This window comes from Flavimarina sp. Hel_I_48, assembly GCF_000733945.1.
Taxonomy (GTDB): domain Bacteria; phylum Bacteroidota; class Bacteroidia; order Flavobacteriales; family Flavobacteriaceae; genus Leeuwenhoekiella.
Map to the genome: position 1 here is coordinate 2,050,069 of NZ_JPOL01000002.1, position 24,141 is coordinate 2,074,209.

Annotated in this window: 23 protein-coding genes; 12 read left to right on the top strand and 11 right to left on the bottom strand. The window is 42.0% G+C overall.

The window, feature by feature from the left end:
- Position 1 precedes the first annotated feature (1 nt).
- The 4 genes from P162_RS17695 to P162_RS09065 all read right to left on the bottom strand — a co-directional run bounded on the left by P162_RS17695 (position 2) and on the right by P162_RS09065 (position 2,473).
- Positions 2–166 (bottom strand): hypothetical protein, encoded by a 165-nt coding sequence (locus P162_RS17695; protein ID WP_164076240.1) that lies wholly within the window; start codon positions 164–166, stop codon positions 2–4.
- Positions 167–189: 23 nt separating this feature from the next.
- A complete protein-coding gene (gene pheS / locus P162_RS09055) occupies positions 190–1,206 on the bottom strand; it encodes a phenylalanine--tRNA ligase subunit alpha (protein WP_031427003.1) in 1,017 nt (338 codons plus the stop codon).
- A gap of 191 nt (positions 1,207–1,397) precedes the next feature.
- Positions 1,398–2,075, bottom strand: coding sequence for a hypothetical protein (locus P162_RS09060; RefSeq protein ID WP_241077750.1), 678 nt, complete (start codon positions 2,073–2,075; stop codon positions 1,398–1,400).
- A 41-nt stretch (positions 2,076–2,116) separates the two neighbouring features.
- On the bottom strand, positions 2,117–2,473 hold the full coding sequence (locus tag P162_RS09065; RefSeq protein WP_031427006.1) for a hypothetical protein: 357 nt from the start codon (positions 2,471–2,473) through the stop codon (positions 2,117–2,119).
- 56 nt (positions 2,474–2,529) lie between these two features.
- Here P162_RS09065 and P162_RS09070 point away from each other — a divergent pair, with 56 nt between their 5' ends.
- From P162_RS09070 to P162_RS09080, 3 genes are all read left to right on the top strand, one after another.
- Positions 2,530–3,051 carry a CvpA family protein gene (locus P162_RS09070; protein ID WP_241077751.1) on the top strand — a complete coding sequence of 174 codons (522 nt, stop codon included), beginning with the start codon at positions 2,530–2,532 and terminating at the stop codon, positions 3,049–3,051.
- A 233-nt stretch (positions 3,052–3,284) separates the two neighbouring features.
- Positions 3,285–4,793 (top strand): F0F1 ATP synthase subunit beta, encoded by a 1,509-nt coding sequence (atpD, locus tag P162_RS09075; RefSeq protein WP_031427010.1) that lies wholly within the window; start codon positions 3,285–3,287, stop codon positions 4,791–4,793.
- A gap of 61 nt (positions 4,794–4,854) precedes the next feature.
- The gene (locus P162_RS09080; RefSeq protein WP_031427011.1) at positions 4,855–5,133 is read left to right on the top strand and encodes an ATP synthase subunit delta; all 279 of its coding nucleotides are present in this window, start codon (positions 4,855–4,857) and stop codon (positions 5,131–5,133) included.
- A gap of 198 nt (positions 5,134–5,331) precedes the next feature.
- Here P162_RS09080 and P162_RS09085 read toward each other — a convergent pair whose 3' ends face one another.
- From P162_RS09085 to P162_RS09105, 5 genes are all read right to left on the bottom strand, one after another.
- Complete coding sequence (locus tag P162_RS09085; protein WP_031427012.1) at positions 5,332–6,192, bottom strand: restriction endonuclease; 861 nt, start codon at positions 6,190–6,192, stop codon at positions 5,332–5,334.
- Positions 6,193–6,246: 54 nt separating this feature from the next.
- Positions 6,247–8,019, bottom strand: coding sequence for a M61 family metallopeptidase (locus tag P162_RS09090; protein WP_031427014.1), 1,773 nt, complete (start codon positions 8,017–8,019; stop codon positions 6,247–6,249).
- Between the two features lie 53 nt (positions 8,020–8,072).
- Complete coding sequence (locus tag P162_RS09095; protein WP_031427015.1) at positions 8,073–9,482, bottom strand: alpha/beta hydrolase family protein; 1,410 nt, start codon at positions 9,480–9,482, stop codon at positions 8,073–8,075.
- Between the two features lie 81 nt (positions 9,483–9,563).
- Complete coding sequence (locus P162_RS09100; RefSeq protein ID WP_031427016.1) at positions 9,564–9,773, bottom strand: helix-turn-helix domain-containing protein; 210 nt, start codon at positions 9,771–9,773, stop codon at positions 9,564–9,566.
- Positions 9,774–9,775: 2 nt separating this feature from the next.
- Entirely contained in the window at positions 9,776–10,291 is a 516-nt protein-coding gene (locus P162_RS09105; RefSeq protein WP_031427017.1) for a DUF2975 domain-containing protein, read from the bottom strand.
- Positions 10,292–10,585: 294 nt separating this feature from the next.
- Between P162_RS09105 and P162_RS09110 the strand changes: the two genes are divergently transcribed.
- The 8 genes from P162_RS09110 to P162_RS09145 all read left to right on the top strand — a co-directional run bounded on the left by P162_RS09110 (position 10,586) and on the right by P162_RS09145 (position 19,793).
- Complete coding sequence (locus tag P162_RS09110; protein ID WP_031427018.1) at positions 10,586–11,737, top strand: aminotransferase class I/II-fold pyridoxal phosphate-dependent enzyme; 1,152 nt, start codon at positions 10,586–10,588, stop codon at positions 11,735–11,737.
- A 49-nt stretch (positions 11,738–11,786) separates the two neighbouring features.
- Positions 11,787–12,410: a dethiobiotin synthase gene (bioD, locus tag P162_RS09115; RefSeq protein WP_031427020.1), complete on the top strand. Its 624-nt coding sequence runs from the start codon at positions 11,787–11,789 to the stop codon at positions 12,408–12,410.
- Positions 12,411–12,512: 102 nt separating this feature from the next.
- Complete coding sequence (gene bioA, locus P162_RS09120) at positions 12,513–13,778, top strand: adenosylmethionine--8-amino-7-oxononanoate transaminase (protein WP_031427021.1); 1,266 nt, start codon at positions 12,513–12,515, stop codon at positions 13,776–13,778.
- Between the two features lie 80 nt (positions 13,779–13,858).
- Positions 13,859–15,004, top strand: coding sequence for a beta-ketoacyl synthase N-terminal-like domain-containing protein (locus P162_RS09125; RefSeq protein WP_031427022.1), 1,146 nt, complete (start codon positions 13,859–13,861; stop codon positions 15,002–15,004).
- 57 nt (positions 15,005–15,061) lie between these two features.
- Positions 15,062–16,147 (top strand): biotin synthase BioB, encoded by a 1,086-nt coding sequence (gene bioB, locus P162_RS09130; protein WP_031427024.1) that lies wholly within the window; start codon positions 15,062–15,064, stop codon positions 16,145–16,147.
- Between the two features lie 16 nt (positions 16,148–16,163).
- On the top strand, positions 16,164–17,027 hold the full coding sequence (locus P162_RS09135; RefSeq protein WP_031427026.1) for a cupin-like domain-containing protein: 864 nt from the start codon (positions 16,164–16,166) through the stop codon (positions 17,025–17,027).
- A 564-nt stretch (positions 17,028–17,591) separates the two neighbouring features.
- Entirely contained in the window at positions 17,592–18,533 is a 942-nt protein-coding gene (locus P162_RS09140; RefSeq protein ID WP_031427028.1) for an isoaspartyl peptidase/L-asparaginase family protein, read from the top strand.
- A 42-nt stretch (positions 18,534–18,575) separates the two neighbouring features.
- Positions 18,576–19,793, top strand: coding sequence for a DUF418 domain-containing protein (locus P162_RS09145; RefSeq protein WP_051907838.1), 1,218 nt, complete (start codon positions 18,576–18,578; stop codon positions 19,791–19,793).
- 64 nt (positions 19,794–19,857) lie between these two features.
- Here P162_RS09145 and P162_RS09150 read toward each other — a convergent pair whose 3' ends face one another.
- Positions 19,858–20,418, bottom strand: coding sequence for a hypothetical protein (locus tag P162_RS09150; protein ID WP_031427030.1), 561 nt, complete (start codon positions 20,416–20,418; stop codon positions 19,858–19,860).
- 129 nt (positions 20,419–20,547) lie between these two features.
- Positions 20,548–21,411, bottom strand: coding sequence for a cyanophycinase (locus tag P162_RS09155; protein WP_031427031.1), 864 nt, complete (start codon positions 21,409–21,411; stop codon positions 20,548–20,550).
- 95 nt (positions 21,412–21,506) lie between these two features.
- Between P162_RS09155 and cphA the strand changes: the two genes are divergently transcribed.
- Positions 21,507–24,140, top strand: a complete 2,634-nt coding sequence (gene cphA / locus P162_RS09160) for a cyanophycin synthetase (RefSeq protein ID WP_031427032.1) — start codon at positions 21,507–21,509, stop codon at positions 24,138–24,140.
- Position 24,141 lies beyond the last annotated feature (1 nt).

Below are 24,141 nucleotides of genomic sequence, written 5' to 3' on the forward strand. Positions count from 1 at the left end.
CTTAATCCCTTGTTTTCCACATGACCCACAAAATAAAGATTGCAAGGACCATGATCCCCACAAATACGGAGCCTACTGCAAACTTAATTGCTGCGATAACAAATGTGAGATAGGCTAAAATCAAAGCCACGACCACTAATAAGGCGATAATAATATATTTTTTCATAAGATATATTCTAATAGGTTGGTTTAAAGTACGCTTTTAAATTGTTTTAAAAAGCGAATGTCATTTTCACTGAGCAAACGTATATCTGAAATCTGGTGCAATAGCAGTGCAATGCGATCTATGCCCATACCAAAGGCAAAACCACTATATTCTTTGGGATCAATCCCGCAATTTTCAAGCACATTGGGATCTACCATTCCGCAGCCCATAATTTCCAGCCAGCCCGTGCCCTTGGTCATTTTATAATCGGTTTCTGTCTCTAGGCCCCAGTAAACATCAACTTCTGCGCTGGGTTCAGTAAAGGGGAAATAAGAAGGTCGCAAACGGATTTTACTTTTCCCGAAAAGCGCCTGGGTAAAATATTGCAAGGTCTGCTTGAGGTCTGCAAATGAAACATCTTTGTCTATATATAAACCTTCAACCTGGTGAAAAAAGCAATGCGAACGTGCAGAAATTGCTTCATTACGGTAAACGCGACCCGGGGAAATCGTCCTGATGGGCGGCGTATTGTTTTCCATATAGCGCACCTGTACAGATGAGGTATGTGTGCGCAGGAGCACATCTGGATCAGTCTGTATAAAAAAGGTGTCCTGCATATCGCGCGCAGGGTGATGCTCAGGCAGGTTGAGCGCGGTAAAGTTGTGCCAGTCGTCCTCGATTTCAGGTCCTTCGGAAACATTGAAACCTATTCGTGAGAAAATTTCAATAATCTGGTTTTTTACCTGAGAAATGGGATGGCGCGCGCCCAGGGCAATAGGTTCGCCGGGACGGGTAAGGTCACCATAAACCGAAGCTTCTTCCTTAATGGCGAGTGCTTCTTTTAAAGCATCTACTTTTTCCTGGGCCACTTGCTTAAGGCGGTTTACAGTCTGGCCAAAGTCTTTTTTCTGATCGTTTGGCACTTTTTTGAATTCGGCAAAATAGGTGTTGAGCAATCCTTTTTTTCCCAGATATTTAATCCTGAAATCTTCAACTTCTTCAATGCTTTTTGCCTGAAAGTTTTCCGCTTCGGAGATACTCTCCTTTATTTTTTCTAACATAACTTCGTTTTCGCTCACGCATGATCCTGTTGAATTCCACAAGTGCGCTCGTGCTGTTACTGATAAATTCAAAATTCAAATCACCCGAATTTTGTACCCTAAAAATTCTATTTTCGGGTTAAAAACAACTGTTTTTGGCCGGTTTTAATCCGTATTTGGCAGGAATATTTTCCTAAAGTTGGGCTTCAAATTTATGAAATCCCGGTCGCTTCACGCGTATTGTCCTTATAAATATACCGTATCAGGAAAAAAACCGCAAGACCGCCAAAGCTGTGCCACAGCCAGTGCGTGCCCATCCATAAAAGAGCTATGTCCATATGCTTGTCAATAGTCCTGAAAAAAACGGCCAACCCAAAGATCGCAAAAGCAATGATGACATCTTTTGCATTGTACCAGTGTGTTTTATATAAATACCCTATTATGGGAATGGCAATGGCCAGCGCGGTAACCAAATATCCAAAACTTATTTTTACCGAAACATGCAGTGGCAACATGCGTAATCCAAAGAAAGCACCTAATATAATCGCTGCCAGCAGTATGCGCTGCGACCAGGTTTCGGTCCACTTGATAATAAAATAAACGACTCCCGCAAGACTGAGAAACATAATGGGAACCCAGTCCATCAATAGCCAGATTTCTGCTGAACGCGTAGCGTGGTACACCGTCCCGCCCACATAGGCAATACCTATTATAGGTATGACCCAGATCAAAAAAGGGTGCTTACTAGGCGATTTATAGACTTTTAGGCTAAAATAGATGACTATAAACAGAAATACAAGATTGCTCAGCGTATTAAAAGGCTCAACTGGAAAACGCCCTGCAACGGTCTCTCTATATATAGGTCCAGAATCGTTTGGGAATTCTGCCAAAAAATTGATCAATTGGGAAGGAAAGAACGACACGGCCAGGATTATTTTATCAATTCTTTTTCAAGAAAATACTGTACGATGGCCTCTTTCATCAGCACGGTCTGTTCGCCAGCTTTTAAAGTGGGAAGTTGCTCAATTACCTTATAATGCGGCCAGCCTTCTTCATCCTGAAAGTCAAATTCATAATACCCAAAAGGTTCCAGCAGGCGACAAATGGCAATATGCATAAGGTCAAGTTTATCGTCTTTTTTGAACTTGCGGTCAAAATGCCCCAGCTCCTGTAGGCCTATAAGATAGATAATAGCGTCAAGGTCCAGCTTTTCGCCATCGGCAAAACGATTGGAGATAAGTTCTACAAGTTCTTCCCAGCGCTGTTTTAAAAGTTCATCACGTACCATGCTACAAATATAGCAACCCTTTGCGGGAAATTAGTATATTTATCACAATGAACTATATGGATATTATTCTCGCGGTTTTGTTGCTTCTGGGACTTTTCCGCGGACTCAAAAACGGGCTTTTTATAGAGCTGGCCTCTTTGATAGGGCTTGTAGCTGGTATATATGCAGCGGCTCACTTCTCGTATTATGCGGCAGATTTTCTGCAAAGCAGGACAGAATGGGATGGCGATACATTGAACCTGGTTGCTTTTGCGGTCACTTTTTTAATCGTTGTCATAGCGGTTTCCGTTTTGGCACGTTTACTTACCCAACTTGCCAAGCTTGTCCTGCTGGGCATGATCAACAGGATTGCGGGGTCGCTTTTTGGTATTTTGAAGACTGCGTTTATTTTAAGCGTACTTTTAATGTTTATGACCTCCCTGCATACTAAAAATCTTGTTTTAGACCCAGAGGTTACTTCAGAATCTGTTATTTATCCTTATATAGAGCCCATAGCGCCCTTTTTTCTTCCCAGTATTTTACGCGAAGTAGAACGTTACGAACAAAGGCAAGACGAGGAAGATAAAAATAAACCCTAAGCGGTGCCTGCTATTTTTTGCCCGGTTTTTAAAATTGTTTGAATGCAGAATAAAGGCTTAAGTCTTCTCGTGCAGAAACTTGTGGGTAAATAGTGGTGGGGTATTTTTCATTCAAAACTCTTTTCCTGATTTCAAAATTTAAATATATATTTGCACGATGAAAAAAACCACGTGATTTTAATGCAAAAACGCGGTTTTTAGATAGTTAATTAAATAAAAATCAACTACTACACATGTCAAAAGATACAGGTAAAGTTGCGCAGATTATAGGTCCGGTTGTAGACGTTTCATTCGCCAGTGGCGATGCACTTCCCAAAATTTACGATTCTTTGGAAATAACAAGACAGGATGGTTCTATCCTTGTCCTTGAAGTACAATCTCACGTAGGGGAAAATGTGGTACGTACGATCGCTATGGATTCTACTGATGGCCTTAGCCGCGGTACTGCCGTTCTAGCTACCGGAAATCCTATACAAATGCCCATAGGGGATGAAGTATATGGTCGTTTGTTCAACGTGATTGGCGATGCGATAGACGGTATAGGAAACTTGCCTAAATCAGGAAAAGACGGTCTTCCCATACACCGTGAGGCTCCTGCTTTTGAAAACCTTTCTGTATCTACCGAGGTTCTTTTTACCGGTATTAAAGTAATTGACCTTGTTGAGCCTTATGCAAAAGGTGGTAAAATTGGTCTTTTTGGCGGTGCGGGTGTTGGTAAAACAGTATTGATTCAGGAACTCATCAACAATATCGCTAAAGGCCACGGTGGTCTTTCAGTATTTGCTGGTGTGGGCGAGCGTACCCGTGAAGGGAACGATTTGCTTCGCGAAATGCTTGAATCTGGAATTATAAAATACGGTGATGCCTTTATGCATTCTATGGAAGAAGGCGGCTGGGATCTAAGCAAAGTTGATAAAAAAGTGATGAAAGAGTCAAAAGCGACTTTCGTTTTTGGACAGATGAACGAACCTCCCGGGGCTCGTGCGCGCGTGGCACTTTCTGGTCTTACGATTGCTGAATATTTCCGTGATGGAGCAGGGGAAGCGCAAGGAAAAGATGTACTTTTCTTTGTTGACAATATCTTCCGCTTTACACAGGCTGGTTCAGAGATTTCTGCACTTTTGGGTCGTATGCCTTCTGCGGTGGGTTACCAACCTACTCTGGCTACTGAGATGGGAGCGATGCAAGAACGTATTACTTCAACTAAAAGAGGTTCTATTACTTCGGTACAGGCGGTTTATGTACCTGCAGATGACCTTACCGATCCAGCACCGGCAACAACGTTTGCCCACCTGGATGCAACAACGTCACTTTCCCGTAAAATTTCAGAACTTGGTATCTATCCAGCGGTAGATCCACTAGAATCAACGTCCAGGATTATGTCTGCACAGATTCTGGGTGATGAGCACTACAACTGTGCACAGCGCGTTAAGATGATTTTACAGAAATATAAAGAATTACAGGATATCATTGCGATTCTTGGTATGGAAGAGCTTTCTGAAGAAGATAAACTGGTTGTATCCCGCGCACGTCGCGTACAGCGTTTCCTTTCTCAGCCCTTCCACGTAGCAGAGCAGTTTACCGGTATCCCGGGAACACTTGTGGATATCAAGGATACCATTAAAGGATTCAATATGATCCTTGATGGCGAACTTGACCATCTTCCGGAAGCGGCCTTTAACCTTAAAGGTACCATTGAAGATGCGATTGAAGCTGGTGATAAAATGCTTGCTGAAGCATAAATTACAAACTATTGATTTGAATAGTTTTCCGCTATAGCGGAAATGATAAAGAATTTATTTTATGCACTTAGAAATAGTAAGCCCAGAAGCAACATTATATGTAGGTGAAGCCTCATCAGTAACCGTACCGGGTATTGATGGCGATTTTCAAATGCTTGATAACCACGCACCCATAGTTTCCCTTTTAGAAAAGGGGAGCGTAAAGATAAAAGGTGCCACTATAGGTGAAAAGGCTAAAAAGCATTTTAAAGCAGGTAAAGAAGCTAATGAATACACGCTGCAGATCAACTCAGGGACATTAGAAGCCAAAGACAATAAAGTCATTCTTCTAGCCGATTAAATCCCACTAGCCCGCAAAGGGGAGAATTGAAAAATTTTTAGACCTCACAGGTTTTTGAAACCTGTGAGGTCTTTTTTTGTTTATTTTCTATAAATTCCTTTTAGAAGAAAGCTTAAAGATTCTCACCTTAAAAAAGGGTAGGAGCCAAAGGCGGAGGGGTTATTAATTTGAATACAATATCTTTTTTATACTGAAAAACTAGATATTCTTGAAGAATTCCGGTTTTATTTTCACTTCCTCCACCATTTCAATGGTTATTCCTAAATGTAATTCTTTAAGTTTTTCAGCAAATTCATTCCCATCTATTAGATCAATAGGAGTTGCTCCGTCTCTGGTCGCTTCTTTTTTTGCTTCCCGCGTAAAACTGCCTGTAGTTAAAATTAGTCCTTTATCCGCCCTGCCACTCATAGCACCTCTAAAATCCCTAATTGTGGATGATGATACGGAGCCTTTATATCTTTTTGCTTGAAAAACTACATGAAAAGATAACACACTTCCAATTTTGAAAATACCTTTTCCATCAATCCCTCCATCATTAGCTCTTCCGGTAACTTCTACGTTGACAAATCCTAATTCTCTCAATAATCTCTGACATAATCTTTCGAATTGGTCAGGATCAATTTTTCTAATGGTTTGAATTAGTTTTTCTTGCCAACTGAAATCTTCAAGTTCTTCTGTAATGTTTTCTATTTGTGGCTCTTCTTTTTTGGAAGTTTTTTTACCACGCTCTGCTTTATCAAGTTTTACAACTGTTCGTTTAACTTTTTCCTGATTAACATCTCTTGTTTTTTGACCTTTTTCTGTTAGCGCCCATATTCCGCGAGATGAGTTTTCTAAAATTTCATATCTCTTCAAATAGTTTCTAGCCCAAGCTAATCGGTATGCCAGCTTTGTGGTGCTTTCTCTGTGAATCTCATTAATAGAATCCTCACTCAAGTTGAGTATTTGAGCTACTTCTTCTTCCATTTCACTAATTGAGGCAGAGTCTCCTAAGTTTTTAAGTGCTTGGATTAAAGGATTGAATAAGTCGTCATATTTGTATGTAAAATGTTCATCCATAAGGTTTAAATCAAACTAAATCATGTTAAAAAAAATATTAATTACCGAGTGATTTCACCTGTGTTGCAACCATTTTTCCCTGTTTTTTACCACTTTCTTAGCGGCTTCATTATCTATTGCAATGGTATAGGTAGGATTAGAAGTTAAGATAATTTCGGCAGTGTGCTCTTTGCCGAATCTCAAGTATTTTACCTGAAGTTTATCTCCCACGTTTTTAGATGCTAATAATGTATCGAGTGCATCTGTGGTTGTTATCGTCGCGCCATCTATTGCCGTAAGGATATCTCCCGTATCCAGATTTGCATTGTAAACAGGTGTATTCTGAGATACATTTCGTGTAATTTCAAGTCCTTTTTCGCTTCCTGCAAAGGATGCGCCCAAATATGGTTTTTGATCATCTTGACTAATAGTCAGGCCTACAGAATTAAGTAGTCCTTTATAATCTGGCATCTCACTTTTATAGATATACTGGTCAAAAAAAGCAGTTGCAAAAGGAACTCCTGCATAAGCGCTAAGCGTATTTTCAATATCTTCAACGGTATAGGAAACTTCAGATTTCCCGAATTTTTGCCACATTTTTTGCATAAAACCATCCAGATTGAGATCTTTTTGACGCAATTGTAGATCAAGCGCAAGGCCTAAAATGCTTCCGTAGGAATAGTAGGAAATAAACGTATTCTCCCGGTTTACTGGGTCTACCGCGGTTGCCGCATCTACAAAGGGTGCCTGCTCGCTCATTTCAATGGGATTGAAAAACTGGTGCGCCGGTGAATTCCAAACATAATTGAAGGTTCCGTTTAGGCTTTTTATATATGCTTCGGGTGTTATAATACCAGCACGTGCCAAAATTAAATTAGTGTAATAGCTGGTAAATCCTTCGGCAAACCAAAGAGATTCGCTCATGTTGACTTTGGAAAAATCAAAAGGTTCTAATCCCGCGGGGCGGATGCGTTCCACATTCCAACTGTGGAAATATTCATGGGAAACGGTACCTATGTTGTTTTCCATCCCGCCGTCGGCAAGCGGCTCAGAATCTGTGAGAATGGTACTGTTGCGGTGCTCCATACCATCTCCGGAAGCATTGGGCACATAACAGGCGAGAAACGTGTACGTTCCATAATCATATGCTGGCAATTCACCATAAACTGCTTTCTCCTGTTCTACGATAGCTTTGACTTTTTCAAAATAGGTATCAAAATCTGCTTGTGAACCGGGATCGTGCAGGGCATAGCGAATTTTTTGTCCGTCAAGGTCAAATTCCTTCATTTTATAGTCGCTAATTTCCGTAGGACTGTCCATAAAATAATAGAGATCTGGTGCGTAAAAGGTTGTTTCAGAAAGGGGTTTCAGTTGCGTTGCCACTTTCCAGTTTAAATCTGTACGAACCTGAAAATCTACTTCAATGGGGCGGTTTTCCAACGCATCAACATACATAAAAGTCGCTGGAATGTTAAGATGGGCATGGGTAAGGTCTATCTGGGAATAAGTGCCGTCCCCACGATTTGCAAACAAGGTATATTCCAGGTTTACGGTATCATCATGGTTCGTAATCTCCCAGGAATAGGGATCGGGCCGTGTGATGGGCAGCGTGTCGCCCTTGCTGTCTGTCGCCACAACATTGTAAACGTTTTTAGCAAATTCATGAAGCGCATAGCGCCCGGGCGATGACCTGCTCATGCGCGCGGTAATCGTCTTTGTTTTTATATCTGGAAAGCTTTGTTTGATTACCGCTTCATGGTGCACGGCATTGTCAAAGGAAATAGTATACGTATTGGTCTGTGCATTCGCGCTAAGCGCGAATAGTAAAAGTAGAAAAAGGAATCTCATGGTTAATTTAAAATTATGGAAGAATGAATATAACAATAAAAAATGAGGAGTACCTAGAAACGCTGATTGATCCAGGACGCAATAAGTTCTAATGCCACTGGTGAAAAGGTTTCTTCAATCTCGCCGTATTCACTCAGATTTCCTGTAGTTGCAGTCTGAAACAGGTGGTTAAGACCTGAAAGCTCCTTTACCGTATAATCTTTATTCCCTCCTCTTGCCAGGGCTTTTTCATAAGCGGGAAGGTTTAATTCTGGCAGTACCTGTACATCTTTTTCACCATTGAGAACGAGCGTCGGAATGGTGATCTGTTCTATATAATCAGCGGGATTTGTCTTTATAAAATACAGCAACCATGAATTCTTAAACAGGTTTTTAGTTTCCGTAAGTATTTTGGATTGGAACACTTTTTTTACATCTTCCGGGGCATCTTGAAGTTCTTCGGCAAGGATGTTTTTTAGCGCTGTATTCATGCCTACGGTATCATTTGCCGTAGCGATGTGATCATATATTCTTTTTAAAATTTTCATGTTATTAGAGGACATAGTTGAATCTACGCCATTAAGATCTGCCATTTTTTTAGCTTGAGAAGCAAGCACATCTCCACCAGAGATCGCGCTTCCTGCAAGCGAAACGAAAAAAGCAATGTTGTTTTTAGGGTTTGTGATGACAAGATTAGCGATAAGTGCGCCCTCGCTATGGCCTACGAATCCTATTTTTGAAGTATCAACATCAGTGCGCGTTTTGAGATAGTTTACCGCGGCCTCCACATCGCTCGCAAAATCTGCCGAGTTGGCATTTTGCTGGCTTCCTTGTGACTCGCCTACACCGCGATCATCAAAGCGCAATACCGCGATACCCTTGCGGGTAAGGTGATCTGCAAGTACAAGAAAAGGCCGGTGATTAAATTCTCTTAATTCTTCATCTCGATTTTGACCTCCAGAACCCGAAATAAGTACGGCGACCGGCGGATTTTTCATATCATCAGGTAAAGTAAGGGTACCTGCAAGTTGGATGTTATCTGCCGTGGCATTCTTAAAATAAACATCCTCCGCTTTGTAGGACGGCGAGCCTGAGGGATCCTGGGGACGTTTTGCGATTTTTTCTTCCTCGTATTTTTTGTGCTGAAGGGTGAGGGGAAACGAGTTTCCCATTTGGGTAAATTGTCCCGTGATGCTTTCATTTTTGAGCTTACCGACAAACTTTATCTGGAATTGGCTTATCGAAAAATAGAGTGAATCGTTTACAAAACGGGTTTCCCCAACAGGTAAAGTCTGCGGACTCTGTTTAGGGCTTTTCAATGTGGAGGTGTAGCCGCTATCAGTTTGTGTTATCGTAAGAACCAGAGGATATTTCACGCCTGGAAGTTCAAGGTTACCAGTCCATTCCCCCGTTAATTCCTGTGCTTGCAAAAACTGGGAGGAAATAATAATAAATGGGATCAATACTTTTAAAAGTGTTTTCATACGCGTGAATTGGTTTATACTTTGGCCTGGGTTACACGTAAATTTAAGGAAGAACATGCTAAGGATGCCGCAATGAGGAAGTTATTGTTCTTCGGCATACGCCAAAATAGCGCCTGGCTGACAATCAAGCGCTTTGCATATAGCTTCAAGCGTAGAAAACCGAACGGCTTTTGCCTTACCCGACTTTAAGATGGAAAGATTTGCTTCGGTAATGCCAATAATTTCAGCAAGCTCTTTACTTTTCATGTTTCGGTCTGCTAAAACCTGATCCAAGTTGATAATGATGGGCATGGTTATACGGTTAACTCGTTTTCTTCCTTTAGTACAAGCGCTTTTTTAAATGCATCGCTAAGAAGCAAAAACAGCACCCCCACAATACTCAAAAATAAGAGCAAACTGAAATTGGATATACCAAAGGTAACACTGAATTTTCCATGGTTAGTAAATAAGGCGTTCATAGCTATAAAAACCAGGGATCCAATCCCACAAATGGTAAAATATTGACCGGCTTTCTGAGTACTTGAGATCACTTCTTTAGAGAATAACCTTTGCTTCAAAAGCTGCGCGGCAAATTTTCTAAGCTGATAGAAACCTAAAAAAAACAACAGAAACAACGCAAAAAACACGAGCATAAAAAAGAAAGCCTTAAAGCCAAATCCATTTTCCATGAATGGAACATTCACATTAATTACGGTCTGCCCTGGAAAAATTAGGATATACAAAATAGTTCCCGGGAAAAACAAAACGATGGGAACCATTAAGTAAAATGCTACATCAATAAGTAGTTTAAAAATCTTGTTAAGTCTCATAATCTCAATAGTGCGTTACACCAATACTAATTTTGTCTGCAAAGAAAGCCATTATTGCAAAAATCACTAATACAGCAACAACCAGAACAAGGAATACATTTTTAGTTTTCATAATCTTAATATTATCGTTTTACGATAACAAATATAATTTAATTATTGAAAAACAATAATTTTAAAAGAATTTAATTTGAGAATTTTAAAAATCATCTATAATATGGTTGTGCTAAGAAAATTGAAAAAGTTTGAGTACTCCCATCCTTGGGAGGAGTTGGGGGAGGACGTATCTTTGTACGTATGCTACCAAAAAAACTTCAAAATAAACTGAATACCCGTAAAGGAGAACGCACGCTACGTACGCTCCCTTCTTCGGTCAAAAGTGAAGTTTTGGTTGATTTTTCTTCAAACGATTACCTGGGTTTTTCTAAGAACAAAGCCATTTTTTCGCGTGCCAGCGAAATTTTAAAAGAATATGATTTACAACATAATGGCGCTACAGGTTCGCGTTTACTTTCGGGAAACCATAAAATCTATCAAATTGCGGAAAATTTCATAGCACAAACCCATAAAGTCGAAGCGGCCCTGATCTTCAATTCAGGTTATGATGCCAATGTGGGTTTTTTCAGCAGCGTTCCCCAGCGTGGCGATATTATTTTATATGATGAACTAATTCATGCCAGCATTCGCGATGGCATGCAGATGAGCCTTGCAAAAACGTATAAATTCAAGCATAATGACCTGGAGGATCTGGAGAAAAAACTGATTACCTGGTCTAAAAAATTGGATAAAGACGGAGTTATTTATGTGGTAACCGAATCGGTCTTCTCTATGGATGGCGATACTCCACAGCTGCAAAAAATGGCAGAGATCTGTTCGGCGAATAGCGCGAAACTAGTTATAGATGAAGCACATGCCCTCGGCGTTTTCGGGACAGGTCTAATAGATAAATTGGCTCTCGGGCACCGAGTTTTTGCAAGGCTGGTGACTTATGGTAAAGCGATGGGCTGTCACGGCTCGGCCGTTCTGGGAGATACCGATTTGAAAAGCTATCTGGTCAATTTTGCACGAAGTTTTATTTATACCACCGGGCTGCCGCCGCATGGCGTGGCCACGATTATTGCAGCTTACGAAGAACTGGTAAACACCGAAAATAAAGCGGCCCACCAACTCGCAGAAAATATTCGGTTTTTTGATGAAAAAATAGCCGATTTAGACTTAAAATCGGTATTTATACCGGGAAAATCGGCAATAAAATCGGTGCTTATTCCTGGGAATAAGCAGGTAAAATCGGTCGAAAATACCTTGAAATTGGCTGGTTTTGAGGTAAAATCGATCCTTTCTCCCACGGTGCCGGAGGGAAAAGAACGCCTGCGCTTTTGCCTGCACAGCTATAATTCACAAGCAGAGATTGTGGAAGTGTTGCAGTTACTGGAAAAATCCCTTAAATAACTTCCCTTCCTTGGGAAGGGATCGAGGGTGGGATTTGTAACTTTGTCTTATGCAAAAACAAACCTTTTTCGTCACCGGTATTTCTACGGAAGTAGGCAAAACCGTGGCTTCGGCAATCATTACAGAAGCGCTCCAGGCAGATTACTGGAAACCCATACAGGCCGGGGATCTTGAAAATTCTGACACCCATAAGGTAAAGGCATTGATTTCCAATGAGAAGACGGTTTTTCACCCCAGCGCTTTTAAGCTCAAGACACCTATGAGTCCGCATGCTTCCGCGGAAATAGACGGGGTAAAAATTATTTCCACGGAATTAAAAGCGCCACAACCTGATAATAATCTTGTCATAGAAGGCGCTGGCGGACTTCTGGTTCCCATAAGCGACACCGAAACCATTCTGGATCTCATAAAACCCGACTATAAAGTAATCGTGGTTTCCCGTCATTATCTAGGCAGCATTAACCATACATTATTGACGATCGAGAAATTGAAGCAGAGCGGTAAGGCTGTTTTTGGAATTCTATTTAGCGGGGCAGAACACAAATCCACCGAAAGTATTATTGCTAAAATGAGCGGTGTGAATATCCTGGGACGTATCGATGAAGAAGCATATTTTGATAAAGAGGTTGTTCAGAAATATGCGGGGCTTTTACGGAAACAATTTGCCCCTTAACCCCCGAAAGGGGAATTCCCTTTTTAGTCTCAATTTATACTTGCAATGCAATTTCGGCAAGGCGGAAAATAACAATACCAATACCAATAAAAATATTAAAGTATGACCCTTAAGGAACGCGACGGCAAACACATCTGGCACCCGCTTACACAGCATAAATTGCACCCCTATGCGATGCCCATTGTAAAAGCAAAAGGTGCACTTCTTTATGATGAAAATGGCAAAGAATATATAGACGCGGTTTCTTCGTGGTATACCGCCATGTACGGGCATTGCAATGATTTTATCATTGAGCGCGCGCACAAGCAGATGCAGCAGCTGGATCAGATTATTTTCAGTGGTTTTACGCATGAACCAGCGGTGGAGCTTTCCGAAAAATTAATGGCTATTTTACCTGATAATCAGGCGAAATTGATGTTTAATGACAATGGATCTACCGCAACCGAAATAGGTATTAAAATGGCGTTGCAGTACCATCACAATACTGGTAACCAGCGCAAAACCATGCTTGCTTTTGAAAACGGTTTTCATGGGGATACGCTGGGGGCGATGTCCGTTAGCGGGTTATCGGTCTATAACGGGCCTTTTGAAGCGTTTTTCATTGATGTGAAGCGCATCCCGTTGCCTAACGGCGAAAATGAAGCCGAAATCCTACAGCAAATTGAGGATTTTCACAAGGATAGTCCGCTGGCGGGGTTTATCTACGAACCTTTGGTGCAGGGCGCTGCCGGGATGAAAATGTATAAAGCCGAACATGTAGAAGGGATTCTGCAAAAATGTAAAGAACTGGAAATTATCACCGTTGCTGATGAGGTGATGACCGGTTTTGGTAAGACCGGAAGCTATTTTGCCTCAGACTTTATTGCTATAAAACCTGACGTGATCTGCCTTTCCAAAGCGCTTACCGCCGGAATGGTACCCATGGGAATCACGACCTGCACGCAACAGATTTTTGATGCCTTTTATGATGACGACATAGGCAAGGGGCTTTTTCATGCGCACACCTATTCAGGAAATCCCATTGCCTGTGCCGTAGCACTTGCAGGTATAGAATTGCTGCAGTCAGAAGAAATTCAGCAAAATATTAAAGCTATTGAAGCGTGGCACCGCGAATTTGCATTGGAGATCAAAAATCATCCAAAAGTGCAATCCATACGGCAACAAGGGGTTATTTTTGCACTTGACCTCAATATCGCAATGGAACGTTATGGCGATCTACGCTATAAAATTTTTAATTTCTGTATGGAAGAAGGCGTTTTCCTGCGTCCACTGGGGGAAACTATCTATATTTTGGCCCCTTATGTGACCACAAAAGCACAAATGCAGAAAATCTATGCCGTGCTTAGAAAAGTACTGGAAGCGTTCTAGATTTTCTTTTATTCTTTAAATTTCCCTTCGCTCTTCACCTTTTATATAAACCTTATTTTTGTATTTAAATTACATTAAAATTGAAACAACCCATTGCCATTACGGGACGTTCCGCTATTTCTTCGATGGGAACTGATCAAGCCGAATTTGCTGAAGCCAGGCACAACCTTACTTTTGACAGAAAACTTAATACCTGGGTGGGAAAATTGCCTGAAAACCTTCAAAAAGCGGTTAAAAACCTTCAAAATTCGACCCGAAATTATCAATCCTTAGATCCCAGCGTGCTCTACGCGATGTACACGGCAAGGGAGACCGTGGCGCAGGCAGGTTGGCAAAAAGGAGCGGATTTTGGGATCAACATTGGTTCGTCGCGAGGCGCCACCCAATTATTTGAACAGTATTATTCAGACTTTTTAAAAGAGGATAAAAGCAGCACTTTAGCATCGCCCACCACCACGCTGGGCAACATTTCCTCCTGGGTAGCGCAGGATCTGCAAAATAATGGACCTGATATTTCCCATTCCATTACCTGTTCTACGGCTTTACACGCACTGCTCAATGGTGTAGCCTGGTTGCAAGCGGGAATGTGCGACAAATTTCTGGTAGGCGGTAGCGAAGCCGCGCTTACCCCGTTTACTATCGCGCAGATGCAGGCCATGAAAACATACAGTCGCGCCTCTGCAAATAGTAATTTCCCATGTCTCGCGTTTGATCTTAAAAAAACCGAAAATACCATGGTTCTTGGCGAAGGTTCAGCTTCGGTATGTTTAGAAATAGGGGAAATGCCAAATGCACTGGCTTATGTAGCGGGCGTAGGTTATGCTACCGAAAAATTAAAACACGCAGTATCTATTTCCGCAGAAGCGGAATGTTTTCAAAAATCAATGCAAATGGCCATTGCAGATGCAGATTCTCCTTCCATTGATGCGGTTGTGATGCACGCACCGGGAACGATGTTAGGAGATTCGAGCGAATTCAAAGCGATTAATGCCATTTTTGGAGAAAATATGCCGTTATTAACTACCAATAAATGGAAAATAGGGCACACGTTTGGCGCTAGCGGTTTGCTGAGTTTAGACCTGGCCATTTACATGTTGCAAACACAACAATTTGTGGATGTTCCCTTTGTTTCGCCGCAGGCAAAATTCAAAAAATTAGATACGGTTTTAGTGAATGCCGTTGGTTTTGGTGGCAATGCCGTAAGTATTTTATTGCGTAAAGCTTAGCTTTGGGCAGGGTTATAAACAACATATTTAGTATTTTTGAACTACCAATTCTTTGCTATGAGACACGACTGGAGTCGGGAGGAAATCCTGGAAATTTACAACAAACCCTTGATGGAGTTGCTTTACGAGGCGGCCACTGTACATCGTAAGCATCACGATCCCAATACTGTACAGGTTTCTACCTTACTTTCTATTAAGACCGGTGGCTGCCCAGAAGACTGTGGGTATTGCCCGCAAGCGGCACGCTACCACACAGATATCAAAGGAAATGACCTTATGGGAGTCCGGCAGGTGAAAGCGCAGGCCTTACGTGCTAAAGCAGCCGGTAGTTCACGGGTATGTATGGGTGCTGCCTGGCGTAATGTTAAGGATGGAGAGGAATTTGATCAGGTACTCGAGATGGTGCGCACGATCAACAAACTGGATATGGAGGTTTGCTGTACCCTGGGCATGATCACCGAAAACCAGGCACAGCGCCTTGCCGAAGCTGGTCTTTACGCCTATAACCATAATCTGGATACTTCAGAAGACTATTATAAAGATGTGATTTCCACACGTGCCTTTCAGGATCGCCTGGATACGATAGGCAATGTGCGCAAAACCAATGTTACCGTGTGCAGTGGCGGTATCATTGGTATGGGTGAAAAACTGGAAGACCGTGCAGGTATGCTCGTGGCGCTCGCTACTTTGAGTCCGCAGCCAGAGAGTGTTCCCATTAATGCTTTGGTAGCCGTTCCCGGAACACCCATGGAAGAAATAGAACCTATTTCCATCTGGGAAATGGTGCGTATGGTAGCCACCACGCGTATTGTAATGCCGGAGACCCAGGTGCGACTAAGTGCTGGCCGTACCCAAATGAGTAGGGAAGGGCAGGCGATGTGCTTTTTTGCCGGGGCAAATTCCATTTTTGCGGGGGATAAGTTGCTAACCACACCTAATCCCGATGTGAACGAAGATATGGAAATGTTCAAACTGCTGGGCTTGAACCCGCAGCGTGCCTTTGAGAAAAAAGAACAACCACAAACCGTAGAAGCAGCGGAATCCAAACATGTACCGCTGGGCGAGAAACCTAAATGGTCGCGCCCCGGGCATAACATTCCGCGTAACGAAGAAGCCAAGGCAAAATCTAAGGCCAAAGCTTAAATTTAAATGTTTTTATTTGAAGCTCACCGAGATACATAGGGTTAAGAATATTACTAAATCTGACTTTGTCAACAATTATCTAAAGCCACAAAAGCCTGTGGTTATAGAGAATCTTATTGATGACTGGCCAGCGTATGAAAAGTGGAATCTAGAATATATTAAAGAGATCGCGGGTGACAAAACGGTTCCCCTGTACGATGACCGCCCGGTTACGCATGAAGATGGTTTTAACCAGGCGCACGCCAAGATGAAAATGGCCGAGTATATAGATCTGCTCAATAGGGAACCTACCAACTATCGTATTTTTCTCTATAATATCATGAAAGATGTACCTTCATTGAAGGCAGATTTTAAATTTCCAAAAATAGGACTGCACCTGCTCAAGCAGATTCCCATGGTATTTTTTGGTGGGGAAAACAGTAAAGTGTTTATGCATCACGATATAGACTGGGCAAATATTTTACATTTCCATTTTAATGGCGAAAAACAATGTATTCTGTTTCCGCCAGACCAGACGGAAAAGCTTTATAAAGTACCGCACTCGCTCATCACCCGGGAAGATATCAATTTTGATGAACCAGACTATTCAAAATTCCCGGTACTCAAAAATGCAGAAGGCTTCATCACCCATTTAAAACATGGGGAGACGCTTTATATGCCAGAAGGATACTGGCACTACATGAAATATATCACGCCAGGTTTCAGTATGAGCTTGCGCGCGTTACCGCGGAAACCAAAACATCTTTTGAAAGCGGTGTATAACGTTTTTATCATGCGTCATTATGATAATTTTATGCGCAAGCGTAAAGGTCAGGCGTGGATTGATGAAAAGAATGAACGCGCGATTACCGAAACGCATGAGAAGCACGGGATGCTTTGATTATCCTGAATTTTTTATTTCTTATTTCTGAATTGGTTTTGTGGGCGTTTCCCTGCGGGCCGGGCTTTACGCTGCAATCTTTTTGCTCGTGTCTCACAAAAAGGCTTCCCCCCCGGAAGAGGCAAACAAATTCACTTCAATCCCTAACGCAGAATCTGTAGTAGCTTAATAAGCTGACTCTTTTTTTGGTTTTGGGCGTTTCCCTGCGGGTCGTGCTTTACGCTGCAATCTTTTTGCTCGTGTCTCACAAAAAGGCTTCCTCGCGGAAGGGGCAAACAAATTCACTGCAATTCCTAACGCAGAATCTGTAGTAGCTTAATGAGTTAACTCTTTTGTTGGTTTTGGGCGTTTCCCCGTGGGTCGGGCTTTACGCTGAAATCTTTTTGCTCGTGCTTCACAAATTCACTTTAATCTCTAATGCGACATCCATTTAAAAACAGATATATTAACCTGCAACCTGCAACCTGCAACCTGCAACTAAAACTAAAAACCAGCCTTTCCCTTAAATTCAGGTCTTTTCATTCTTCCAAACCTTATCTTTACAAGAACACTAAAGAACTAAGAATGAACCCATTTTCTATAGCCATTCACGGCGGCGCAGGCACTTTATTAAAAGGGCAAATGACTCCCGAGAAAGAAGAAAACTACCGTAAAACGCTTGAAAACGCCTTAAGTGCGGGTTTTGAAGCCTTAAATTCAGGTAAAAGCGCCACTGATGTGGTTTCCCTTGCAGTACAAATCCTTGAAGATTCCCCTCTTTTTAATGCTGGAAAAGGAAGCGTTTTCACCGCAGAGGGCACCCACGAAATGGATGCTGCGATCATGGAAGGAAAAGATTTACAGGCGGGCGCAGTTTCATTGGTTTCAGGAATAAAAAACCCTATTCTGTTGGCGAGAGATGTAATGGAAAAAAGCGAACACGTGTTTTTGGCTGGCACCGGCGCCATGAATTTTGCGAAATCCCTGGGCTACACACTTGAAGAAGCTGCTTATTTTTATGACGAATTGCGTTACCAGCAGTGGCAGGAATTAAAGGGAACTACCCATTTTCAATTGGATCACAGCAAATCAAAAGAAACTAAGGAATCAAAATTCGGTACCGTAGGCGCCGTTGCTTGTGATAAATACGGTAACCTTGCCGCAGCCACTTCTACCGGTGGGATGACTAATAAAAACTGGGGCCGTATTGGCGATACATCAATAATTGGCGCGGGTAATTATGCAAACAATGCTACCTGCGCGGTAAGCTGCACGGGAAGCGGTGAATTTTTTATTCGGGGCGTGGCCGCTTATGATGTTTCCTGTTTGATGGAATACAAGGGGCTTTCGCTGGCGGAAGCTGCTGCCGAAGTTGTACACAAAAGATTGATGAACATAGGTGGCGATGGCGGACTCATTGCCGTGGATACTCAGGGAAATGTTGCACTTCCGTTTAATACCGAAGGCATGTACCGCGGTTTGCGCACGTCTACCGGAAAAAGTATTATCGCCATCTACGGCGATTAACAAATTTGCACTTTAGTCAGAAGAATTTTTAAACGTTGTTTTTTGGAAAACAAAAAGTTTCAAACTTCTCCCCTTGGGGGAGGTCGGGAGGGGAGTAACCGCATCGAAATCCTTGATGTTTACCGGGGCTTTGCAATCTTCGGTATTTTTGTGGTCAATATTGTGATCATGAATTCCACTTTTTTGAATCAGGATGTGTTCCTGGAACAATTTACGGGAACCCTTGATGTTTTTGCACAGCGGTTGTTGCAACTTTTTTTCTATACTAAATTTTTCCCTATTTTCTCCTTGTTGTTCGGTATTGGTATTGCGATGCAGGCACTTAAATTGAATGATAAAAACAAGCATATAGGGCCTTTTTTTGCTCGTAGAATGCTGTTTTTGCTCCTGTTTGGAATAGTACACATCTTACTGTTATGGTCTGGGGATGTCTTGAATTTATACGCTTTATTGGGTTTTTTAGTCGTTTTTCTATTAAAATTTCCCAATAAATGGCTTCTGATTTTGGCGGTTTTGCTGCTTATTTTTCCCTTTTATGACCAGATTTTAGCTGAAATATTCAGTTTTATTGGATTTCAGCCAGAAGTTTATTTAGCAGGTTATACGGGAGATCGTGTCAACGAAATTATTAGCAACGGAAGTTATCTTCAAGGTATGCACTTGCGGCTTTTAGAATATCTTACAAATATCCCGATGCTCTTTGGTTTTCTCGCACCAGTGGCGTTTTCTATGTTTTTATTGGGCATTTATCTGGGTAAAAACCGGATTTTCAACGATTTTCCGAAGTTTTTGAAGCACATAAAAGTACCCGTATTGGTTATCGCTTTGTTGTCAAATCTCTATAGGATTGCCTTTCTGTTTTATCTTCCCGACTATCAGATTTATCGTGATTTTAGACCATTTTTTATCAAAACCATGGTAATTTCTGATGTCCTGATGGGTTTGTTTTACTTATGGATTTTAGGGATGATCTGGTATTTTACAATTTGGGGCAAACTTTTAAAACCTTTAAAGTACGTTGGCAGAATGGCACTTTCCAATTATATTTTACAGAGCGTGGTAGGACTGTTTTTGTTCTCTTCGGTAGGTTTTGGGATGTACGAGAGGTTTAGTCCGTCGTGCACTTTGGGAATTGCGGTGTTGGTTTTCTTATTTCAAATAGTATTAAGCGGGATCTGGCTCCGTTTTTTCCGTTTTGGTCCGCTGGAATGGGTGTGGCGTTGTTTGACGTATAAAAAAATCTTCTCTTTAAAGATTTGACCAAAGCAATTAATTTATATTTTTTGTAAAACTCCCTTCCCTTTGGGAAGGGTTGGGGATGGGATTAAAACCTATACCCAATGCGTAGATGCAAATTAACGACCCCGGCACTTTCATTTTCATCATAGCCCGCCGCTTTGGCAAAATAATAAATGTAGCCTACGCCCAGGCCGGCTTCGTAATTGAAATGCGCACCAATATTTCGACGGATTCCCCATGTGGGCACTATAGAAAAATCACTTACATAACTTACGTTATCATAATTGGAAATGACAAACCAGTCTGGTCTGAAGCTTGTTTTTAAGGCTAGAAAATTGGCGCTGTTGCCGTTAGTGCGCTTTGATTTTTCCGCACGTCTCTTTAAATTGTAATACCATCGAGGGGATAATGTAAGTACAGGAGTGGCTGCATAACCGGTCTTGTCATAAAAGGAACCGCCCCATAGCCCAGCATCAAAACCCACTTCGCTTCGCAGGGCAATTTGATCTGCAAGCCGAGATTCATTATGAACCCATATACCTAGAATACCGGTTTGTATCCCATAGATTGATTGTTCAACGCTCACATTTTGTGCGTGGTCAAGAAATGAAATTCCGAAGAAAATAAAGAATATAATTTTTTGCACAGAGATCAATGTTTTATTATTAACGGACTAATATATTGAATAATTAGCGCACGTTCTAAAGATAAACACAAAGAAATCCTATTGAAGCTGAATATCCATAATTTAAAAAATGAAAAGATTTAATAAATCCTAGGCATTCACCTCAGGCTTTTCAACATGTAGGATCTCTACCTGATGCCTGTCAATATTAAAAGTATCGCCTTTAGATAAAATGTGAGTTTTCAGGTTGGTAATAGACATAGGGCTTCTTTTTTCAACCAGGCTTTCGGTATTGTTTGTAAGTGCACTGGGATCAAAAATGATCACCATACCGCTTCCTATAACTTCGACGGAATTACAATTTTTTATTACGAGTCCCGTGTTTTCTGCAAGTCCCACCCCTATAAGTTTAGGGAATCGCGCCACTGCTTCTGCCAAACGACCGAAACGGCCCCGGCGAATAAAATGGGAATCTATGATTAGTGAGGGAACAAAAGACATCCCTTTGCTCATACCCACCGCACCTTTAAGAAAAGCTTCTTTGCTTTTCCCCCCAGTGATCATTTCACGAGACATACACATGGCGCCAGCACTGGTGCCTGCAATCACGAGGCCGTCATTATTGTAACGTCTCTGCAGGATCTTATGAAATTTTGTGCCACCTATTTTCTGGGTGATTTCAGATTGATTACCGCCGCTAAAAAGAATGCAATCTGCTTTTTCGGCGAGGTCAAGAAACGTTGTGCTTGCAGAATCTTCGCGTTTTCTGATATCCACTACCTGTACATTGCTGCAATAGAGTTCTGCAAAAGCATCGAGGTAATTTTTAACAACTTCATCTGGAATACTTGAGGCCGTGGGGATTATCAAGATCATGGCATCCCTGCCACCGCTCTCGCTCACAATGCGCGCGAGAATACTGTCCTCTATTTTTTCGGTATTATAGATTTCCTTGGTTGCAATGCCCTTGTTCTCATTGCCGCCTATGGGTATTAATATTCCTGTTGCACTCATAGCAATTATGATTTGAAGTTGCAAAAATAAGATTATGTTTATAGGAAATAGCCTATTTTTAGAGGAATCATCGACCCAACTTTAAACAATACTTTATGAAAATACTTGAAATAAACGCCATGCGCGGTCCCAACTACTGGTCTATTCGCCGGCCCAAGCTCATCGTTATGGTGCTTGATCTGGAGAAAATGGAAGAGTATCCAACAGACAAAATACCAGGATTTGGGGAACGCATAAAAAGCCTATTGCCCGGTCTGTACGCGCATCGCTGCTCAGAAGGGGTTGAAGGCGGCTTTTTTCATCGTGTTGATAAGGGAACATGGATGGGACATGTCATTGAGCATGTTGCCCTGGAGATACAAACCATGGCAGGAATGGATACCGGTTTTGGCCGTACGCGTGGCTACGGTGAAGATGGCGTGTATCATGTGGTTTTTTCTTATAAAGAAGAAGCTGTGGGGAGATATGCCGCCCAGGCTGCCGTAAATATCTGCGAGGCATTAATTGCCGCAAAAGATTATGATCTGGACATAGATATACAGCGCATGCGCGAATTGAGGGAATCAGAAAGGCTGGGTCCCAGTACCGGCTCTATTGTAAAAGAAGCGCAAAGCCGCGGTATACCCTGGATTCGATTAAACAAAAACTCGTTATGCCAGTTGGGCTACGGCGCAAACCAGAAGCGCATTCAGGCTACGGTTACGAGCAAGACCAGTAACATTGGCGTAGACCTTGCCTGTGACAAAGAAGAGACCAAGTTTATGCTTGAGCAAGCGAGTGTGCGCGTGCCCAAAGGTGATATTATTTGGGATATGGAAGATTTGAAAAAAGTTTGTGACGCGGTAGGTTATCCCCTTGTCATCAAGCCCATAGATGGTAATCATGGTCGCGGTATAACCGTAAACATTAAAACGTATGAGGAAGCAATTGCCGCTTTTAATGTTGCACAGGAGGTAAGTAACAGTGTTATTGTAGAGACCTATATAGAAGGTCATGATTATAGACTTTTAGTAATAAACAACAAATTGATTGCAGCCGCAAAAAGGACGCCTGCGCATGTAATTGGCGATGGCCATTCTACCATACAAGAACTTATTGACAATGTTAACAAAGACCCGCGAAGAGGATATGGTCATGAAAATGTACTAACCGTAATTGATGTAAACGAACTTACACTTAGCCTGATTAAAAAGAAGGGCTATACCGCGGAAAGTGTACTTGCAAAAGATGAAACTTTATTGCTGAAAGATACGGCAAACTTAAGTACCGGGGGTACTGCTGAAGATGTTACTGATATTGTACATTCTTCAAATGTTTTTATGGCAGAACGTATTTCCAGGCTCATTGATCTGGATATCTGCGGGATTGATGTGATGACCACAGACATTACAAAACCGCTGGAAGAAACCGGTGGCGCCGTGCTTGAAGTCAATGCGGGCCCGGGTTTTAGAATGCACCTTTCCCCTACCATTGGCCTTCCCAGAAATGTGGCCTCACCAGTAGTTGACGAGCTTTTTCCCAAAGGTGAAAATGGCCGTATACCCATTGTCGCCATTACAGGGACAAATGGTAAAACAACGACTACCCGCCTTATCGCCCATATGGCAAAAATGAGCGGTTGCAGGGTAGGATATACTACTTCAGACGGCGTTTATATTCAAAACAGGCTGCTTATGGCCGGGGATTGTACGGGACCACAGAGTGCAGAATTTGTGCTTCGGGATCCTACCGTTAATTTTGCGGTTTTGGAATGTGCCCGCGGCGGACTTTTGCGTGCAGGGTTGGGATTTAGATATTGTGATATAGGTATTGTGACCAATGTAGCATCAGACCACCTGGGTCTCAAAGGCATTAATTCCATAGATCAGTTGGCACGTGTAAAAGCGGTTATCCCAGAAACGGTTTTGCCTGGCGGATATGCGATTTTGAATGCTGATGATGACCGTGTTTATAATATGCGAAGAGGTCTTGATTGTAATGTTGCGCTCTTCAGTATGGATGAAAACAATCCACGTATAATCGAATTTCAGGAGGACAATGGGCTTACGGCGATTTTTGAAGAGAATTACGTGACCATTACCCGTGGCAAGTGGAAAATGCGGGTCATGCGTGTAGAGAATATACCAATCACTTATGGTGGTAAGGCGCATTTTATGATACAAAACGTGCTTGCCGCGATACTGGCGGCGCACGTGCGGGGTATCAGTATTGAAGATATGAAGGCCGCGCTGGAAACATTTCTTCCATCTGCCTCTCAAACGCCGGGACGTTTAAATGAATTCAAGTTCAATAATTTCAGCTTTTTAATAGATTATGCCCATAACCCTTCCGGAATGCGGGCCCTGAAGCAATTTACAGATTCCTATGATGCTCCATACCGTATAGGTATCGTCGCTGGTATTGGTGACAGAAGGCAGGAAGACACCGTTGAAGTAGGTGCTATTGCCGCAAGTATGTTTGACGAGATCATAATCAGACAGGATGACAATTTAAGGGGAAAGACCGAAGAAGAATTGCGCGGTTATATAGAAGAAGGTATCCACAGTAAAAAGTTGGACATAAAGATTACCAGTATAGATTCTGAACAGGATGCTATAAAACATGCAATTAAAAATGCACCTAAAAATGCATTGATCGTTCTGTGTAGTGATATCATTCCTGCCTCGATTCAATTGTTAGAAGAACTAAAAGTCAAGGAAGCCGCCGGAAAAGAACTTTTTGAAAATTAAG

What these genes read in the sequence shown, in the direction of transcription:
- P162_RS09065 (WP_031427006.1), bottom strand. Translation starts at nt 2,473, where the DNA reads ATGGTACGTGATGAACTTTTAAAACAGCGCTGGGAAGAACTTGTAGAA.
- P162_RS09070 (WP_241077751.1), top strand. Translation starts at nt 2,530, where the DNA reads ATGGATATTATTCTCGCGGTTTTGTTGCTTCTGGGACTTTTCCGCGGA.
- P162_RS09155 (WP_031427031.1), bottom strand. Translation starts at nt 21,411, where the DNA reads ATGAGTGCAACAGGAATATTAATACCCATAGGCGGCAATGAGAACAAG.
- P162_RS09095 (WP_031427015.1), bottom strand. Translation starts at nt 9,482, where the DNA reads ATGAAAACACTTTTAAAAGTATTGATCCCATTTATTATTATTTCCTCC.
- P162_RS09090 (WP_031427014.1), bottom strand. Translation starts at nt 8,019, where the DNA reads ATGAGATTCCTTTTTCTACTTTTACTATTCGCGCTTAGCGCGAATGCA.
- P162_RS09140 (WP_031427028.1), top strand. Translation starts at nt 17,592, where the DNA reads ATGAACCCATTTTCTATAGCCATTCACGGCGGCGCAGGCACTTTATTA.
- pheS (WP_031427003.1), bottom strand. Translation starts at nt 1,206, where the DNA reads ATGTTAGAAAAAATAAAGGAGAGTATCTCCGAAGCGGAAAACTTTCAG.
- cphA (WP_031427032.1), top strand. Translation starts at nt 21,507, where the DNA reads ATGAAAATACTTGAAATAAACGCCATGCGCGGTCCCAACTACTGGTCT.
- P162_RS17695 (WP_164076240.1), bottom strand. Translation starts at nt 166, where the DNA reads ATGAAAAAATATATTATTATCGCCTTATTAGTGGTCGTGGCTTTGATT.
- P162_RS09110 (WP_031427018.1), top strand. Translation starts at nt 10,586, where the DNA reads ATGCTACCAAAAAAACTTCAAAATAAACTGAATACCCGTAAAGGAGAA.
- P162_RS09080 (WP_031427011.1), top strand. Translation starts at nt 4,855, where the DNA reads ATGCACTTAGAAATAGTAAGCCCAGAAGCAACATTATATGTAGGTGAA.
- bioB (WP_031427024.1), top strand. Translation starts at nt 15,062, where the DNA reads ATGAGACACGACTGGAGTCGGGAGGAAATCCTGGAAATTTACAACAAA.
- bioD (WP_031427020.1), top strand. Translation starts at nt 11,787, where the DNA reads ATGCAAAAACAAACCTTTTTCGTCACCGGTATTTCTACGGAAGTAGGC.
- P162_RS09105 (WP_031427017.1), bottom strand. Translation starts at nt 10,291, where the DNA reads ATGAGACTTAACAAGATTTTTAAACTACTTATTGATGTAGCATTTTAC.
- P162_RS09100 (WP_031427016.1), bottom strand. Translation starts at nt 9,773, where the DNA reads ATGCCCATCATTATCAACTTGGATCAGGTTTTAGCAGACCGAAACATG.
- atpD (WP_031427010.1), top strand. Translation starts at nt 3,285, where the DNA reads ATGTCAAAAGATACAGGTAAAGTTGCGCAGATTATAGGTCCGGTTGTA.
- bioA (WP_031427021.1), top strand. Translation starts at nt 12,513, where the DNA reads ATGACCCTTAAGGAACGCGACGGCAAACACATCTGGCACCCGCTTACA.
- P162_RS09085 (WP_031427012.1), bottom strand. Translation starts at nt 6,192, where the DNA reads ATGGATGAACATTTTACATACAAATATGACGACTTATTCAATCCTTTA.